General features: G+C 62.1%; 13 protein-coding genes. 6 read left to right on the top strand and 7 right to left on the bottom strand.

The features are described 5' to 3' along the window. Positions 1–30: 30 nt before the first annotated feature. From Q1K49_RS08110 to Q1K49_RS08090, 5 genes are all read right to left on the bottom strand, one after another. Positions 31–2,070, bottom strand: a complete 2,040-nt coding sequence (locus tag Q1K49_RS08110) for a TRAP transporter permease (protein WP_300524900.1) — start codon at positions 2,068–2,070, stop codon at positions 31–33. Between the two features lie 100 nt (positions 2,071–2,170). Beyond that, a complete protein-coding gene (locus Q1K49_RS08105) occupies positions 2,171–3,187 on the bottom strand; it encodes a TAXI family TRAP transporter solute-binding subunit (protein ID WP_300524898.1) in 1,017 nt (338 codons plus the stop codon). Between the two features lie 100 nt (positions 3,188–3,287). Then, entirely contained in the window at positions 3,288–3,704 is a 417-nt protein-coding gene (locus tag Q1K49_RS08100) for a DUF1667 domain-containing protein (protein ID WP_300524897.1), read from the bottom strand. Then, positions 3,701–4,954 (bottom strand): FAD-dependent oxidoreductase, encoded by a 1,254-nt coding sequence (locus Q1K49_RS08095; RefSeq protein WP_300524895.1) that lies wholly within the window; start codon positions 4,952–4,954, stop codon positions 3,701–3,703. Before Q1K49_RS08095 ends, Q1K49_RS08100 begins: the two co-directional genes overlap by 4 nt. Further along, positions 4,951–6,471 carry an NAD(P)/FAD-dependent oxidoreductase gene (locus Q1K49_RS08090; RefSeq protein ID WP_300524893.1) on the bottom strand — a complete coding sequence of 507 codons (1,521 nt, stop codon included), beginning with the start codon at positions 6,469–6,471 and terminating at the stop codon, positions 4,951–4,953. The genes Q1K49_RS08095 and Q1K49_RS08090 overlap by 4 nt, the downstream gene beginning before the upstream one ends. A gap of 256 nt (positions 6,472–6,727) precedes the next feature. Here Q1K49_RS08090 and Q1K49_RS08085 point away from each other — a divergent pair, with 256 nt between their 5' ends. From Q1K49_RS08085 to Q1K49_RS08070, 4 genes are all read left to right on the top strand, one after another. Next, positions 6,728–7,486, top strand: a complete 759-nt coding sequence (locus tag Q1K49_RS08085; protein ID WP_300524891.1) for a FadR/GntR family transcriptional regulator — start codon at positions 6,728–6,730, stop codon at positions 7,484–7,486. Positions 7,487–7,561: 75 nt separating this feature from the next. Then, positions 7,562–8,353 carry an electron transfer flavoprotein subunit beta/FixA family protein gene (locus tag Q1K49_RS08080; RefSeq protein ID WP_300524889.1) on the top strand — a complete coding sequence of 264 codons (792 nt, stop codon included), beginning with the start codon at positions 7,562–7,564 and terminating at the stop codon, positions 8,351–8,353. Positions 8,354–8,371: 18 nt separating this feature from the next. Further along, positions 8,372–9,385 carry an electron transfer flavoprotein subunit alpha/FixB family protein gene (locus Q1K49_RS08075; protein ID WP_300524887.1) on the top strand — a complete coding sequence of 338 codons (1,014 nt, stop codon included), beginning with the start codon at positions 8,372–8,374 and terminating at the stop codon, positions 9,383–9,385. 528 nt (positions 9,386–9,913) lie between these two features. Continuing rightward, the gene (locus Q1K49_RS08070; protein WP_300524885.1) at positions 9,914–11,407 is read left to right on the top strand and encodes an FAD-linked oxidase C-terminal domain-containing protein; all 1,494 of its coding nucleotides are present in this window, start codon (positions 9,914–9,916) and stop codon (positions 11,405–11,407) included. 226 nt (positions 11,408–11,633) lie between these two features. Here Q1K49_RS08070 and yfcE read toward each other — a convergent pair whose 3' ends face one another. After that, positions 11,634–12,185, bottom strand: coding sequence for a phosphodiesterase (yfcE, locus tag Q1K49_RS08065; RefSeq protein WP_300524883.1), 552 nt, complete (start codon positions 12,183–12,185; stop codon positions 11,634–11,636). Positions 12,186–12,367: 182 nt separating this feature from the next. On the opposite strand from yfcE, the gene rarD reads away from it, so the two are divergent. Together rarD and Q1K49_RS08055 are read left to right on the top strand one after the other, a co-directional pair. Next, complete coding sequence (gene rarD, locus Q1K49_RS08060; protein WP_300524881.1) at positions 12,368–13,306, top strand: EamA family transporter RarD; 939 nt, start codon at positions 12,368–12,370, stop codon at positions 13,304–13,306. A gap of 191 nt (positions 13,307–13,497) precedes the next feature. Beyond that, positions 13,498–14,364, top strand: a complete 867-nt coding sequence (locus Q1K49_RS08055) for a methyl-accepting chemotaxis protein (RefSeq protein WP_300524879.1) — start codon at positions 13,498–13,500, stop codon at positions 14,362–14,364. Between the two features lie 78 nt (positions 14,365–14,442). Here the strand turns inward: Q1K49_RS08055 and Q1K49_RS08050 are convergent. Then, on the bottom strand, positions 14,443–16,669 hold a 2,227-nt coding region (locus Q1K49_RS08050; protein WP_300524877.1), incomplete at its 5' end, for an AAA family ATPase.

Raw genomic sequence — 16,669 nt, 5'->3', positions numbered from 1 at the left:
TTGTACACGTTTGTCACACCATTTGACTCATTAGCCCCCTACGGGAATGCCCTCCGGCGCACGCCTTCCCCGGGAAACATCCCGGCGCTGCCAGAGCCAGACCGCAAGGACGAGAACCGTCCCCGCCGCGTCGGTCTCGATTCCGGGGAAGATGAGCAGCACCGCTCCGGCAAAGAGCATGGCCCGCTGGAGCAACGACAAAGGCGCCAGAAGAAAGTTCTGGAGCGACGCCGCGAGGGCGATCACGCCGACGATGCTCGTCCCGGTAGCCATGGCGATGGAGACGGCGTTGCCCCCGACGAGAAGGAGCTGCGGATTGTAGACGAAGGTGAAGGGAATGAGAAAGGCCGCGAGGGAAATGCGGAACCCCGTCCATCCCACCTCGGCGGGTTTCTGGTTCGAGATGCCCGCCGCACCGTAGGAGGCGATGGCGACGGGGGGTGTCACGTTGGAAAGACAGGCGAAATAGTAGACGAACATGTGGGCCGCAAGGGGTTCCACACCAAGCTGCAGCAACGCTGGGGCCGCGATGGTGGCGGTGACGATGTAGCACGCCGTGGTGGGCAGTCCCATGCCGAGAATGATGCTCACCACCATGGTGAGAAACACCGTAAAAAGCACGTTGCCTCCCGCGAGGGAGACGATGTTGTCCCCGAGGACCAGCCCGAGTCCCGTGAGGTTCACCACGCCGATGACGTTTCCCACCACCGCGCAGGCCATGCCCACCGAAACCGCTCCCCGGGCTCCCTGCTCCAGTGCACCGAGGAAGGTCTTCAGGGACATGCGGGTGGCTTTGCTGAGGAAACTTACAGCAACGGAGGCGACGATGCCGTAGAACGCCGCGTAGAGAGGCGTGCGTCCCACGAGAAGCAGATAGACGATCACCACGATGGGAACGAGAAGCTGCCCCCGCTCACGCAGGACTTTCCACGGGCTGGGAATCTCCTCTGCGGAGAGTTTGCGCATCCCCAGCCGCACCGCCTCGATGTGGACCACCGCATACTCCGCAAGGTAGTAGAGCACGGCGGGAATGGCCGCGGCGAGCATGATCTTGGCGTAATGGATTCCCAGAAACTCCGCCATGATGAACGACGCCGCGCCCATGACGGGGGGCATGATCATGCCTCCCGTTCCCGCCACAGCCACCACCGCCGCGGAAAAGACGGGGCGGAATCCCTTCTGCACCATCAGAGGGATCGTGAACGTTCCCGTGGCAGCCACGTTGCCCACGGCACTACCGTTGATCATGCCCATGAGCCCGCTGGCGATGATGGCCACCTTCGCCTCACCACCGATGGTACGCCCCGCCAGGGTGAGAGAAATATCCTTGATGAACTGTCCCATTCCCGTGGCGTTGAGAAAGGCGCCGAAAAGGATGAACAGAAAGATATACGTGGAGGAGACGCCCAGGGCAACACCGAAGATGCCCTCCGACGACAGGTACAATTGGTAGATGATGCGCTTGAAGGTGAAACCCGTATGCCCCAGAACACCGGGGATGTAGTCCCCGAAAAAGCCGTAGAGGAGAAAGACGATGGCCAACAGCATGAGTTCCTTTCCCACGGACCGCCGCGTCGCTTCAAGGATGCAGACGATGAGGACGGTCCCCATGACGTAGTCGGAGAGGACGGCGGAACCGCGGATGCTGAAGGCATCGAACATGAACGTGATGTACAGTGCCGACGAAACGGAAACGGCCAGCCAGAGCATGTCCATCACGGAGGGGCGTTTTTTCGGAGCATTCTTCGACCCCGGATAGAGCAGAAAAGTCAGCACGAACAGAAACGCAAGGTGGATGCTGCGCTGTTTCATGGCCATGAGCACGCCGAATCCCGACGTGTAGAGATGGAAACAGGACATGGCCACGGCCACGACGGAAACCGCCAGTGCCCACTTGCCCGTGTAGCGGCGGAACCGTGATTCCACTTCGACTTTTTCGAGAACGCGCTCGGCTTTTTCCTCCAGCGCTTTTTCTTCGAGAACCTCCCGCGCTTCCGGCTCCATCGCCCCGGTTGCCGCTCGGGAGGGATTTTCCGTCATCTCCGACGGTTGTCTTGCATCGGCCATCATTGATCACCTCTCTTCGACCCCTCGGCCTGAAAAACCGTTCCTTCGGATCCGTGAGGGCGGCGCTCCCGAGGAGAACGCCGCCCCCGAGGAAGGAAAAACCTTACTGAGCCGGTTTGATGTCGGGAACGGCGATACCTTGTTCCTCAAAGTACTTGGCTGCACCCGGGTGGACAGGGATGGTCATGCCGTTCATGGCGTTTTCGAGGGTGGTCGCCTCGGTGGCCTTGTGAGCGCGGACAAGGTCGTCATGGTAGTCGTAAACGGCCTTCGTGAGCATATAGATGAGTTCGTCGGGGACATCCGCCCGGGTGAAGAGAATGTTCGCAAGGGCTACGGTGTGAACATCCTTATCTTGGTTGGGATACGTTCCGGCCTTGATGGTGTAGGGGAAATACCAGGGATACTTCGCGGCGATTTCCTTCGCCTTCTCTTCCTCGATGTCCACGAGGACCATTTCCCCGGAGGAAAGGAGATCGAGCACCGCAGCGGTGGGAACTCCTCCGGCGATCTGGGTTCCCTGGGCCTGGCGGTTCTTCAGCAGGTCCACCGCCTCGTTGTAGCCCACGAAGTCGGCATTCACGTTCGTGTCTCCCGCGTCCTTCATGTAATTGAGACCGTAGACACCGAGAATCTCCCGGGTGTTGATCTCCGTAGCACTCGCAACCTGTCCGGGAACGACCTTTTTACCCTTGAAATCCGCAATGCTCGTCACTCCCGCGTCCTTCAGGGCGATGAAATGCATCACGTTGGGATAGAGGGAGAGAACACCTCGAATATCGGCGAAAGGAAAACCCGGTTTTCCTTCGTAGACACCCGTTCCGTTAAAGGCGTAGAAACAGACGCCATTCTGCCCGAAGGCGATCTGCACTTCGCCGTTCATCAGAAGTTCCACGTTCTGCGGCGTTCCCGCCGTGGACTGTGCGGCGGCCTTGACGCCGTCGAGTTTCTTCGTCCAGATCTGGGCCATGGCATTCCCGATGGGATAATAGGCCCCGCCGGTCGTGGCCGTGGCGATGTTCACCCGATACGTCCGCGCTTCCGCCGCGTCCTGAAGAGGCATCACGACCGTCACCGCGCAGAAGAGCAGCACAAATCCCCACAGAATACTTTTTCGCATGAAACACGTCCCCCTTTCGAGATCTCTCGCGTCTCTCATCCCGAAACCGCACGGTACCTCCTCGCTGCCGGAGCGTTCTCCAACGGTACCTCCTCCAGATTCAGCCCTTTTGACACCCCCCCTTCTCCAGGCGCTCCACATTCCGCGTCACCAGGATGCGGCAGACTGTTCCGGCGGCATGCTCCAGAAGCACGTCCCCGATTCGAACGGGAGCTTCCGCGACACATCGCCGGAGTTCCTCCATCACACCAAAGACCGAGTTCAGGGGAATGGGGCGATCCGTGCGGACGCTCGCGAGAGGCATCTCTCCGCACTGGATCCGAACACTGCTCGCAATGCTCCGCAGAGGGCACTCCACCTCCGAGACAGCATAGTCCACGCCGCGGGGACAGCGATGCCCTGTCACATCCAGCACTTTCGGCGGCGACGTGCCCTCCACGGCGACGACCAGATCACAGCCGTTCGGGCAGATCACACAAAGAAATTCCAGGCGCGATACAAGCCGGGCCCCGCTCATGAGGACACCACCTCCACGACGCCCCCCGGAGGAAGATCGCTTCCAGGGACGGCGAGGCGCAGCATCTCCGCCGGGTGTACCCTGGGAAAGGTACGCCGCAGCACCTCCCTGCCCTCCACGCGCAGAACCACATCCCGATTCCTTCCGGGAACAAGCACCCGCAGGGAAAGAACGGCATCCCTTCCACCCCGGAGACGTCCGGGAAGGACATACCGAACTCCCTCGCCCGCCTTCACGGGAAGGGAGGTCGGCACCTCCGGTTCCCTGCCGCTCCGGAATGCCGCCGCCCAGTTCGCCGCTTCGCGACCGGCCTCGGCGGCCTCGACGGAGACCCAGTCCACCAGGTCGTGCACGTGGAGTGCGTTGCCGCAGGCGAACACACCCGGGACATCCGTCATGAACGTCTCGTCCACCACGGCGCCGCCGGTCCTGGAGTCCAGCGAGATACCGCACCCTCTGGAGAGTTCATTCTCCGGAATCAGTCCCACGGAGAGGAGCAGCACGTCACAGGGAACCTCCCGCTCCGTCCCCGGAATTGGAGAACGGCTCTCGTCCACCCGGGAGACCGTGACTCCTTCCAGGCGCCCCGCCCCCCGGACTTCCGTAACGGTGGTGGACAGATGCAGAGGAATGCCGTAGTCGTCGAGGCACTGCCGCAGATTCCGCGGAAGACCGCTCGCATAGGGCAGCACTTCGTAGACGCCCTCCACGGAAGCACCCTCCAGAACCATGCGCCGGGCCATGATGAGACCGATGTCGCCGGAACCCAGGATCACCGCCCGCCTCCCCGGAAGAATGTTCTCCAGGTTCATGAGATTCTGGGCGGCCCCCGCCGTGTAGATCCCCGAGGGACGCGCTCCCGGAATGGACAGCGCCTCCCGGGTCCGCTCCCGACAGCCCATGGCGAGGACCACCGCGTCGGCCCGTATCGTGCCGTAGCCGTTTCGGGAACTGACTTCGAGGACTCTGTCCCGCGACAGGGAGAGGACCATGCTTCCCGTGCGCACCTCGATGTCGTGCGTTCGCACCCTGTCGATATAGCGGGCCGCGTACTCCGGGCCGGAAAGCGCCTCGCCGAACGCATGCAAACCGAAACCGTCATGGATGCACTGATTCAAGATACCCCCGAGGCGGATATCCCGTTCGAGAAGAAGCACATCGCGACATCCCGCCTCCACCGCGGAAAGAGCCGCCGCGAGTCCCGCGGGACCACCACCGATGACCACAACGCCGCGAATTTCGCGCTTCATGGCCGCACCCCCTCCGCAGGGACGGGAGTGCGGATTTCCGCGTCCTCCCGGACTCTTCCCACAAAAAGCGGCGAGGAGCCGCCCCGAAGCAGGTAGTCCTCCGGCGCGTAGCCGAATTCGTCCCGGAGAATGCGCACGATCCGGGGAAGACAGAATCCCCCCTGACAACGGCCCATGGTGACCCGGGCGCGGTACTTGAGACTCACCAGCGTTCTCGCTCCAAGGGGATTCGCCAGGGCGTCCAGCACCTCCCGCCGCGTGATGCCCTCGCAGCGACACACCACCTCGCCATACTCGGGATCCTCCGCCACGAGAGCCGCCTTCTCCTCCGTCGAAAGCTCGCAGAAGAATTCCCGCCGCCCTTCCCTGCAGGAGACGAAGGTTTTCTTTTCCTCAAGCGGCAGGTGGTGTCCCACCATCTCCGCCACCATGACGGCAATGGCGGGCGAGGCGGTAAGACCCGGGCTCTCGATCCCCACAAGATTGATGAATCCTTTTACGTCCTTGCGGTCTTCGATGATGTAATCCCGCGTACCGCCTTCTTCCGGCGGTGACTGCTTGGCCCGGATTCCTGCGAAACTGCGGATGAAATCCGCCCCGGCAAGATCGGGAAGAAGACCGCGCCCTTTCTCCTGGAGCTTCCGGAGAATGGCTGCGGTGCAGGCCAGATCCCCCGGGTCCTCCACATATTCCGCACTGGGTCCGATGAGAATGTTGCCGTCCACGGTGGGTGTCAGATGAATGCCGAGACCGGGGTTACGGGGGCGGGGAGCGGGATAGACGAGGGTGCGGAGAACGCCGTCGAAACGCTTGTCCAGAACATAGTATTCGCCCCGGCAGGGATAGATCCGAAAGCCCGGGATACCCGCGAGAGCCGCAACGCGATCGGCGAAGACCCCCGCGGCATTGACCACCACAAGGGCGATGAAACGATCTCCCGCGGCAGTGCGCACCACGAACCCGCCGCCATCTTCGGGCAAACGAGGTCGGATCTCCAGGACTTCCTGCCCCAGATGCACATGTACACCGTTGGTCACGGCGTTTTCAGCGAGCGCAACCGTAAGCGCATAGGGAGAGACGATGCCGCTGGAAGGAGAGTGGAGCGCTCGAATCCCCTCCACGCCGGGCTGAAGACGCCGCATCTCCTCCGGCCAGAGAATCCGGAGACCCGGAACACCGTTGGCGGTGCCCTGTTCGAGGAGACGGGCAAGCGTTGCCGTATCTTCCTCATCCTGAGCCACGGTGAGTTTGCCGATGGTACGGCATTTGACGCGCAGATCCCGACAGAGGGCATGCATGCGTCGGTTTCCCTCCACCGCGAGCCGGGCACGAAGCGTACCAGGCGTGTAATTGATGCCCGAGTGGAGAACCCCGCTGTTCCGGCAGCTCGTGCCGAGACCCACATCCCTCTCCCTGTCGAGCAGTGCCGTGCGCACTCTGTACCGGGACAGCTCCCGTGCGATGGCGCACCCCACGACACCGCCACCGACAATAAGCACATCGTACCGCCTTTCCACAGAGGCTCCCTCCTTCGTCCTCCGCAGCGTTCCTCCGGGGAAAACGCAAACATTCCGCGCCGATTCCTTCGGAGAAGTAAGGAAGAAATTCGAGGATGCGCTTTTTTCGGTTTTGTGGTATATCTTGGTATACCAATCATGTTGCATTGTACCACGAAGAAGAAACAAGGACAACTCCGCTGACGCATTTTTCAGACAACATTTCGAACCATATCCCGCCGGAGCGTGAAAGAACCGGCGGAAAGGAAGACCGATCATGAACGCCAAGAGGATGGAAACCGTCTTTCGGGTCCGTGAGTTCGTCCGTTCCAGACGCCTGCAACCCGGAGAAAAGCTCCCCACGGAACGAGAACTGGCGGATCTGCTGGCACTGGGGCGCCCTCTGCTTCGGGAAGCCCTCATCACCCTGGAGGCACTGGGAGAACTTGAGGTGCGGGAACGGCAGGGGATCTTCGTGCGCCGTCTCCCTTTGGAGGAGTTGACGGGAAGTCTGGAGAGCCTTCTGGCCTGGCCGAAGGAGATGCTTCCGGAAATGCTGGAGATGCGGCGTATTCTCGAACTTCCCGCGGCGGAGCTGGCCGCTCTGCGACGTTCGGAGGAGGATCTCCGCCGCATGGAAGAATGTCTGGAACACATGGAACGACTCCATCTGCAGGAGCATCGCGAACAAGACGCCCGGGACGAAACGGACGAGGCCACCCAGGGATCACTCTGGAACACGCTCTTTCACACTACGCTGGTCCAGGCATCGGGAAACAGGGTCCTGCTCCGAAGCTACGAGGGATTCTCCGTCGTCATGGGACGGATCACCGCGCACATGCGTCGCTTCCATGTCCGGGAGCCGTCACGGCGCTGGTCACATCTTATCGTCGAGGAACATCGCCGCATTCTCCTGGCCGTCAGGAACGGGGATCCCGAAACTGCCCGCAAGGCCATGGGAGCCCATCTGGACGAGACGGTTCGCGTTCTCTACTCGCTGCCGGAACAGCCACTCTTTCCGGGAGGCGAAAAATAAGGATTGCCCGGGGGGCGAAATTCCGTATACTGGCGAAAGCTCGTCCAGGCTGTACGCCACAAGGAGGGAAGGTTCATGAAGATCGCAGTCCTCGTCAAACAGGTTCCGGACACGGATGAAGTGAAGATGGATCCGGAAAAGGGAACGATGGTCCGGGAGGGTGTAGGAGCCATCATGAATCCGCTTGACATGAACGCCCTGGAGGCGGCACTCGCCCTCAAACGGGGAGCCGGGGACGGAGAGGTGACGGTCCTCTCCATGGGACCACCCCAGACGGAGGAGGCTCTCCGGGAAGCCATCGCTCTGGGCGCGGACAAAGCACTCCTCCTCACCGACCGGGCCTTCGCCGGAGCGGACACCTGGGCCACTTCTCGGGTGCTCGCCGAGGCGATCCGCAAAACAGGCCCCTTCGACCTGATCCTCGCGGGAGAGAAGGCCACCGACGGCGAAACGGGACAAGTGGGACCCGAGGTTGCGGCCATGCTGGACCTCCCGTTTTCCACCTATGTGAGCGCTCTCGAACGGATTTCCCCTGCGGAGATCCGGGTGCGCCGGACCATTGAGGAAGGCTATCAGTACCAGATTCTTTCCTTCCCCTGCCTGCTCACGGTACTCTCGGACCTCAACGAACCCTCCATGCCCACCCTGGCGGGCAAGAAAAAGGCCCGGCGCTTTTCGCTGGAAACAGCCGGAAACGAGACTCTCGACCTGCCGAAGGAGGAACTGGGGCTCTCGGGTTCCCCCACGCGGGTGGTACGCATCTCCTATCCGAAGATCACCCGTAACACGGAGCATTTCAGCGGCAGCCGCCTCGACGAGGGCATCGAGCGCGTGGTGACGCTTCTCAAGGAACAGGCACTTCTCTAGAGAAGGGAGGAGAGAATCATGCAGACAGAAACGACGAGAACTCCCTCGGGCATTTTCGTCCTCGGTGAAATGAGAAACGGGCACATCCACTCCGTCACCCTCGAACTGACCGGAAAGGGCCGTGAGCTGGCTGCGGCGCGTGGATGCACCGTCACCACCGTACTTCTCGGGGGCGAGTTCAAGGACGACCCCGCCGATCCGATCCGCTACGGCGCGGATCGAATTCTCGCGGTGAACCATCCCTCCCTGGAACACTTCGACCAGGAAATCATCGCCAAAGTGACCGCCCATCTCATCGAGACGGAAAAACCGGAGATCGTCCTCGCCCCGGCCACCACGGCGGGACGCACCTATCTTCCCGCCGTGGCGGCCCTGGTGAACACGGGTCTCACCGCCGACTGCACAGGCCTGGACATCGATCCCGAGACGGGACTGCTCCTCCAGACCAGACCTGCCATCGGCGGCAACGTCATGGCCACCATCAAAACGCCGAACCACCGCCCCCAGATGTCCACCGTGCGCCCCCGCACCTTCCGCATTCCCGATCCCGAGGACAGAACCGGGGAGGTGCTCCATCCCGCCGTGCCCGAGCGCCTCTTCGCCAGCCGCATCCGCAACGACGGCATGGAATATCTTGAGGAACAGGGAGCCAACATCCAGGACCTGGACGTGGTGATCTCCGGCGGCAAAGGACTCAAGCGCCCCGAATCGTTCAGGCTCCTCCAGGAGCTGGCGGATCTCCTGGAGGGCGGCGTGGGCGCAAGCCGCCCCACCGTCGAGGCCAAATGGATCCCCTATCCCCACCAGGTCGGGCTCTCGGGAAAGGTCGTGGCGCCAAAGCTCTACATGGCAGTGGGGATCTCCGGAGCAGTGCAGCACCTGGCGGGCATGCAGACCGCCCAGACAATCGTGGCGGTAAACAAGGACCCCGAAGCCCCCATTTTCCGCGTGGCGGACGTGGCCCTCTGCGGCGATCTCTTCGACATCGTGCCTCGCCTCATCGAGCGCATCAAAAAGGAAAAACGCTCCTAGCGTTACGGACGCACGAAGAGAGACGGCGTGCGTGGCCGTTGCCGCTTCTCTATCAACGACAGGTGGTTTGTTGATCAGATTCGTGAAGGACGGCTGCCCTAAATAAACACAAAAAAAGCTCCGCCTGGCTCGATGCAGCCGGGCTATCCGCGCCCGGGGATGGAGCGAAGCAGAGCTTTCTTAGGCAAGATATACCCACCGAAACCGAAGCCGATCTTGTCAAGCGCAGGCAGCAGCATCCGGGGCTCTTTCACGGCACGAATTCCGGACCACCCAGAGGGGTTAGCGAGTTTGAGGTGAAGATATTCCGCGGACAAGCTTCGTAACGCGCTCCCGCTACGGTAGATATACGATAGACAATGGAGACTTTTTCTCGTTCAGGAACGGAAAGAGAAAAACATTGTTATGCCCGCCAAGGGCTTCTTCGGGCAACCGCGAAACCCGAGAGGCGATTTCCGCTCGGAGACAAGAGACCGCAGGGCTTCCTTGAGGGCAGAAGGGGGTCCGGTGTTTGAGGAGGAACCCGTCATGCACGTTCTTCATCGCGATGCACCGTCAGCCGGCATCGGCAACGATTCAGGGGGACAGGCACCCCAAGCTTGGGAGGGAATGAACTACGCACCGGTAACACCGGAGGTGACGACCGCACTGGAAGCGCTCCTGGGAAGCCGGAACGTCGCGGCGGATCTGGAGAAGCGCGAGGCCTATTCCTACGACGAGGTGGCGAAACAGTTCTGGGAGGAACCGCACCTGGCGGAAGTGGTCGTTTTTCCCGAGACCACCGAGCAGGTGAGCGCTCTTCTCGCCTTCGCGAACGAACGGCATATTCCCGTGACGCCCCGGGGGGCCGGCACGGGGCTCTCCGGCGGCGCCGTTCCCGCCTGTGGCGGCATCGTCCTCTCCTTCGAGAGAATGAACCGCATCCTTGAAGTGGACACGGAGAACCTCACCATTACCGTCGAACCCGGCGTGGTGACGGCGGACATCTCCAAAGCCGCCGCACGGGAAGGCCTGCTCTACGCGGGGGATCCCTGCAGCGGCGACGCCTCCTTCATCGGCGGCAACGTGGCGGAGAACGCCGGGGGCAACAAGGTGATCAAGTACGGCCCCACCGGCGCGTCGGTGCTCGCCCTGGAGGCGGTGCTCGCGGACGGTTCCATCACCTGGTTCGGCGGCAAACGTCGCAAGGACGTGACGGGCTACGACTTCGCGCACCTCCTCGTGGGCTCCGAGGGGACGCTCGCGGTGATCACCAAAATCGTCCTCAAGCTCCTTCCCCTTCCTGCCAGAGTGGTGGATCTTCTCGTGCCCTTCCCCGACACGGAGAGTGCCGTCACCTGTGCGTCGAAAATCATGACCGAGGGAAAAATCCTTCCCGCCTCGGTGGAACTCATGGACCATCGTTCCATTTCCCTGACGGAGCGTTTTCTCAACACCAGACTTCCCGGAGGCGACGCAGGCGCGCATCTCATCATCCAACTCGAAGGAAATTCCGCGGAACTGCTCGCCGACGAATACGAACGAGTGGGCGATCTCTGCCGCAAATGGGGGGCGCTGGAGGTTTTCGTGGCGGACAACCGGAACAGCCGGGACAAACTCTGGAAAGCCCGGAAATCCATCGCCGAGGCGGTGATCGCCTTCTACAGCAAGTACTCCAAGGAGGATGTGGTGGTTCCCACCAGCGCCGTGCCGGAACTGCTGAAGGCCCTGGGGGACCTCTGCGAGCGCCGCGGGTTGGAGACCGTCACCTTCGGCCACGTGGGAGACGGGAACATGCATGTGAACCTGCTCTTCGGCGAGGACCGGCAGAACTGGAAGGAAACCATGGAAGAGGCCCGCCGGGAACTCTACACCGTAACGCAACAGCTCGGCGGCACTCTCTCGGGAGAACACGGCATCGGCCTCAAACGCAAGAAATACGTCAGCCACTTCCTCGACGAGGCCCAGATTGCCCTGATGAAACGTGTCAAGCTGGCCTTCGACCCCAAGGGCATCCTGAACCCGGGGAAGCTCGTGGTCTGAAACACATCTGCACGCTTCGGAAGAGTTCGCGAGAACCGCTTTTGCCTTGCATGCAATGCCGCGCTTCCGTAACGACAAGGCACCCGGCTCGAGCCGGGTGCCTTGTCGTTACGGCGATGGGCACCTCAGGCCTCATGTCTGTCAAGGACATTCTTCCCGCGGGACGGCCCGGAGCTTCCACGCTGCCGCATCGACCCGCCGCGTCATCCCTTTTCCTGGAGCAACCTCAGAGATTCCAGGGTTCGTGGTGCAGGAGCGCTCCTTCAAGGGTGAGAATGGATATGCCTTCGCCGTCGGCAATGGCGCAGCTCGCCGGATCCCGCCCCTTGGGGAGGCTCGCGGAACCGGGGTTGAGAAAGATCGTCCCTTCTTCGCGGACCACGGAACCGACGTGGGTGTGTCCGCTCACCGCAAGCCGGGCCCCGCAGCGCAGCGCCAAGTCGCGAAAGGCGCTGAAATTTTCGCCGTGCCGCATCAGGACGAGCATTCCGCGCCACCAGAGCACTGCCGTCCTCGTGTCCAGAGGCCAGCGGAGCACCCGGGCGTCCTCTTCGGCATCGCAATTGCCCTGGGCGAAAAGAAGCGGCACTGGAGAAGCGTTCATGGCCTCCGCGAGCTCCCGGGGGCCATATCCCTCGGGAAGCGGGTTCTTCGGACCGTGATAGAGCACATCCCCCGCGTGGAGAATCATGTCCACCTCTCCCCAGACCGCCAGAGCGGCCTGCCAGGCTCGCAGGTTACCGTGCGTGTCGGAAATGATTCCGAGTCGTTCTTCCATTGTCGCGTCCTCTCCACCACGCTTTCGCCGGACCCTTCACAAGGTTGCCCCTGACAGGTCGCAACACCCATCGCAGAACCGTTCATTGGAGGAAAAAGCCTCTTCCATTATGGAGGATTGGCGATGCTCTCACCGTTTGCTATTCTACCACGGAGCAAATCAGGAAGGAGACTCACCGCAAAATGAACGCATCGGAGAACACACATCACACTGCGCCGGCAGCAGGACCGGGCCTCTCCGAGGCCATCCGGGGTGGATTCGCCACAACGGCGGCCTTCGTCGCCTGGGGATTGCTCCCCGTGTATTGGAAAGCCATGCAGGATGTTCCGGCTCTTGAAATCCTCTGTCACCGCATCGTCTGGTCCCTCCTCTTCCTCACGGGACTGGTCGCCTTTTCGAAAAACCGGGGAGAGATCCGCCAAGGACTCGCACAGAGGTCGACACGGCTTCTTCTCCTGGCGAGCAGTCTCGCCCTTTGCGCAAACTGGCTGATCTACATCTGGGCTGTCAACACGGGACACGTTCTCGAGGCCAGCCTCGGCTACTTCATCACGCCCCTCGTGAACGTTCTTCTGGGCATGCTCTTCCTCGGGGAACGTCTCGGACGACTCCAGGCACTCGCGGTCACTCTGGCCGCCGTCGGGGTGGGGTATCAGATTCTTCTCCTCGGCGCTCTTCCGTGGATTTCCCTCGGGCTCGCCCTCTCCTTCGGCACCTACGGCCTGCTGCGGAAAAAAGCCCCCATCAGCTCCACCGCGGGGCTTTTCGTGGAAACCCTGTTCCTCGGCATTCCCGCGCTCGGCGCCATCGTCCTCTTCGAGTCCGGCGGCGCCGGGGCTCTTGGCACGGGAACGCCCCTCCGTCTGCTCCTTCTGGCGGGATCGGGCATCGTCACCTCCGTGCCGCTTCTCCTCTTCACCTTCGGAGCCCGGCGCATTAACCTCGCCACCGTGGGCATTCTCCAGTACGTGTCGCCCACCATCTCTTTCTGTCTGGGCATCTTCCTCTTCGCTGAACCCTTCTCGGCGAAACGTCTCGTGACGTTTCTCTTCATCTGGGCGGCCCTGGCACTCTACAGCGCGGACGCCTTTTTCCGTGCCGGACGCCGACAGCAACGATGACTCCCATGGATTCAGCGTCTATACTATTTAGGGACCTCTGAAGAAAGACGTTTCGCTTTCCCTTGACTTAGGTCGCATCGAGTTTTACGAGGCTCTCCGCGGAGCTGGCGTAGCCTTATTCAGAGATTCCTTTACATTTACATATGCCCCTGACGGGGCGTCACATTTTTCCCTGTTTGGGAGGTGTCTTCATGGCAACATCGCGCGTATCCTTCGTCGGCGGTGGAGAAGGGTGCCTCGCTCTCTTCGACACGTTCCTGAAACTCGGATTCGACATCACGGGCGTGGCGGACCTTCGCAGGGACGCCCCGGCGATGGCGAGAGCCAGGAGCGCAGGTGTCTTCACCACTACTTCCGTGGAAGAACTCCTCGCACTCCCCACAGATCTCGTCATCGAAGTCACCGGGCGTCAGGATGTGGCGCAACGCGTCCGGGAGCTGTGCCCCCCTGAGGTGGGAATGCTCCGCGCCGGAGATGCCCAGTTCCTCTACGAAATCCTCCGCAGGGAAGAAGAAACCATCGCCAAGCTGAAACGGCAGATTACAGAACTCGCGCTCGCCCGAGGCACTATGCAGACGACTGTCGAACCACTCAGAAAAACATTGGCACAGCTCACCTCCGGAAATGAGGACGTACAGGCCCACATGACCGCAATGCTCGACACAATCGGCACACTCCTCACGGAAACGCGCAGTACCGACGAGGTCGTCGCGTCCATTCGTTCCGTGGCGAAACAGACGAAAATGCTCGGGCTCAACGCCGCTATCGAAGCCGCACGTGCAGGAGAGACGGGAAAGGGGTTCGCCGTGGTCGCCCGGGAAGTCCGGGAGCTCGCCGACGAGACGGACGTGTCCGTGCACAAGGTGGGAGATGTGCTCGCCCTCATCGCATCCATGGCGGAAAAACTGTTTCAACCGATCCAGGACATGAACGCCACTGCCGCAGCACGCATAGAAGCCATCACGACACTCCAGCACAACGTTTCCGAACTGGAGAAAGCTCTGGCACACACGGAGAACATCGAGATCAAACTCGGCGAGCTGGCTTCGTCCTGTTGAAACGACGCTCCCGACAGTTCCTCCAAGAGAGACGGCCCTCCTTCAAAAGAGAGGTGGGCCGTCCGTTCTTTCAGAGTGTCAGTCCACGATCTCTCCCTCGACGGTCACGGTAGGGGCGACATCTGTTCCGTCTTCCCTGGTTCCGGCGTCACCTCTCCCGGGGGTCTCGAAAGGGGACACCCGGAGCGTCAGCCCCCGGTCCTGGTCCAGCGCCACCGTCACCGCCGCGCCATCCGGAATCTCGCCGGAGAGGATCTTCCGGGCGAGGCGCGTCTCCAGCTCCCGGGCCAGAAAACGTTTGAGAGGCCGGGCACCGTAGACGGGATCGTAAGCCTCCCGGGCGATCCATCGCACCGCCTCGGGTGTCATTTCCAGCGTCACGTTCCGCTCGGCGAGGCGCACCCGCAGATCGTTCGCGAGGAGTTCCACGATGCGCTCCACCTCCGCGATGGAGAGAGGTTTGAAGAGCACCATCTCGTCGAGGCGGTTCAGGAATTCCGGACGGAAGGTGCGCCGCACCTCCCCGAGCACCGTCTCGCGCACCTCCTCCCGAATGCGCCCGTCGCCGGAAATCCCCTCCAGGAGAAAGGACGCACCCAGGTTGCTCGTGAGAATGAGCACGGTATTCTTGAAATTCACCGTCCGCCCGTGGCTGTCGGTGATGCGCCCGTCGTCGAGGATCTGGAGCAGGATGCTCCACACATCCGGATGGGCCTTTTCGATCTCGTCGAAGAGAATCACCGCATAGGGACGGCGCCGCACCGCCTCGGTGAGCTGTCCGCCCTCGTCGTACCCCACGTATCCCGGAGGCGCTCCGATAAGACGCGAGACGGAGAATTTTTCCATGTACTCCGACATGTCCAGGCGCACCAGGTTCTCTTCACTGTCGAAGAGCGCCGCACTGAGCGCCTTGGCCAGCTCCGTCTTGCCCACCCCCGTGGGACCGAGGAAGAGAAAGGAGCCGATGGGACGCCGGGGATCCTTCAGACCGCTCCGCGCCCGGTGCACCGCGTCCACCACAGCCTCCACGGCCTCGTCCTGCCCGATTACCCGGCGGTGGAGGATGTCCCCCAGGCGGAGCAGCTTTTCCCGCTCCCCCTCCACAAGGCGCGACACGGGAATGCCCGTCCATTTGCTGACGATGGCGGCGATCTCGTCCTCCGTGACCTTTTCCCGGAGCAGGTGAGACGTCCCCTGGCCGTGGCGGAGCTGTTCCTCCTCTGCGGCGAGACGCCGCTCCAGATCGGGCAACGCACCGTGGCGGAGTTCCGCCGCCCGGTTCAGATCGTAGGCACGCTCGGCCTGCTCGATCTCGCGCCGCATCTTCTCGATCTGCTCGCGCAAGGCCTGCACCTTACCGATGGCCTGTTTTTCCGCCTCGTACTGGGCACGCAGGGCGTCCGCCCCCGTTCTGGCCTCCGCAAGCTCTTTCTGGAGCACCTTGAGCCGGGCCTCCGAGGCCCTGTCCGTCTCCTTCTTCAGCGCCGCCTCTTCGATCTCGAGCTGCATTACCTTCCGCGCCGCCGCATCCAGCTCCGCGGGCAACGAGTCGATTTCGGTGCGGATCATTGCACAGGCCTCGTCGACAAGGTCGATGGCCTTGTCGGGCAGAAAACGCTCCGTGATGTAGCGGTTCGACAGCACCGCCGCAGCCACAAGCGCATTGTCCTGGATGTGCACGCCGTGGTGCACCTCGAAACGCTCCCGCAGGCCCCGGAGAATGGACACCGTGTCCTCCACCGAGGGCTGTTCCACGTAGACGGGCTGGAAGCGCCGCTCCAGCGCAGCGTCCTTCTCGATGTGCTCCCGGTATTCGTCGAGGGTGGTGGCGCCGATGCAGTGCAGCTCGCCCCGGGCGAGCATGGGTTTGAGCATGTTCCCCGCGTCGAGGGATCCTTCGGCCTTGCCGGCGCCGACGATGGTGTGCAGCTCGTCGATGAAGAGAATGACCCTGCCGTCGGACTCCTTCACCTCGTTGAGCACCGCCTTGAGGCGCTCTTCGAATTCGCCGCGGTACTTCGCTCCCGCCACAAGGGCCCCCATATCAAGGGCGAAGATGGAGCGATCCTTGAGTCCCTCGGGAACATCGCCCCGGACGATGCGGTGGGCCAAGCCCTCGGCGATGGCGGTCTTTCCCACTCCGGGCTCTCCGATGAGCACGGGATTGTTTTTCGTCTTGCGGCTCAGAATGCGGATCACCGAACGGATCTCCTCGTCCCGGCCGATGACGGGATCAAGCTTGCCGCTTTTGGCAAACTCCACCAGGTCCCGCCCGTACCGGGAAAGCGCCTCGTAGGTGCCTTCC

It is taken from the genome of Aminiphilus sp. (assembly GCF_029975095.1).
Classification (GTDB): domain Bacteria; phylum Synergistota; class Synergistia; order Synergistales; family Aminiphilaceae; genus Aminiphilus.
Note: the sequence above shows the minus strand (reverse complement) of the source record. Positions and strands in the feature narration are given on the sequence as shown.

Coding starts and splice junctions, on each gene's coding strand:
- Q1K49_RS08110 (WP_300524900.1), bottom strand. CDS start 2,070: ATGATGGCCGATGCAAGACAACCGTCGGAGATGACGGAAAATCCCTCC.
- Q1K49_RS08105 (WP_300524898.1), bottom strand. CDS start 3,187: ATGCGAAAAAGTATTCTGTGGGGATTTGTGCTGCTCTTCTGCGCGGTG.
- Q1K49_RS08100 (WP_300524897.1), bottom strand. CDS start 3,704: ATGAGCGGGGCCCGGCTTGTATCGCGCCTGGAATTTCTTTGTGTGATC.
- Q1K49_RS08095 (WP_300524895.1), bottom strand. CDS start 4,954: ATGAAGCGCGAAATTCGCGGCGTTGTGGTCATCGGTGGTGGTCCCGCG.
- Q1K49_RS08085 (WP_300524891.1), top strand. CDS start 6,728: ATGAACGCCAAGAGGATGGAAACCGTCTTTCGGGTCCGTGAGTTCGTC.
- Q1K49_RS08080 (WP_300524889.1), top strand. CDS start 7,562: ATGAAGATCGCAGTCCTCGTCAAACAGGTTCCGGACACGGATGAAGTG.
- Q1K49_RS08075 (WP_300524887.1), top strand. CDS start 8,372: ATGCAGACAGAAACGACGAGAACTCCCTCGGGCATTTTCGTCCTCGGT.
- Q1K49_RS08070 (WP_300524885.1), top strand. CDS start 9,914: ATGCACGTTCTTCATCGCGATGCACCGTCAGCCGGCATCGGCAACGAT.
- yfcE (WP_300524883.1), bottom strand. CDS start 12,185: ATGGAAGAACGACTCGGAATCATTTCCGACACGCACGGTAACCTGCGA.
- rarD (WP_300524881.1), top strand. CDS start 12,368: ATGAACGCATCGGAGAACACACATCACACTGCGCCGGCAGCAGGACCG.
- Q1K49_RS08055 (WP_300524879.1), top strand. CDS start 13,498: ATGGCAACATCGCGCGTATCCTTCGTCGGCGGTGGAGAAGGGTGCCTC.